This is a genomic window from Bacteroides caecigallinarum (assembly GCF_021530995.1).
Classification (GTDB): Bacteria; Bacteroidota; Bacteroidia; order Bacteroidales; family Bacteroidaceae; genus Phocaeicola; species Phocaeicola faecigallinarum.
Window position 1 is genome coordinate 1 of the sequence record NZ_JADYTF010000330.1, and the last position, 285, is coordinate 285.

1 protein-coding gene is annotated in these 285 nt (G+C 42.1%); it reads left to right on the forward strand.

Annotated elements, in window-relative coordinates:
• A partial coding sequence (locus tag I6E24_RS16885; RefSeq protein WP_235329857.1) for a PD-(D/E)XK nuclease domain-containing protein occupies nt 1-196 on the forward strand: 196 nt, incomplete at its 5' end.
• Between the last annotated feature and the right edge of the window lie 89 nt (nt 197-285).

Consider the following 285-nt stretch of genomic DNA (forward strand, 5'->3'; position numbering starts at 1 on the left):
TCAGGCAGTGTTCTATCTTGTGTTCAGACTGTTGGGGCAGTTCATCGATGCAGAGGTACGCAGCGCAAACGGCAGGGCTGATGCTGTGGTGAAGACGGAGAAATTTATCTATGTATTCGAATTTAAACTGGACGGAAGTGCAGAAGATGCCTTAAAACAGGTTCATCCGACATTTCGCGTGATAGTTGTTAATTAACGAAGAAAACCGCTGAACAAATTGTATATTTGAATCACCACAAACAAATGTACAGTAATGAACAGCAGTTTTCTATATCATGCTTGGGG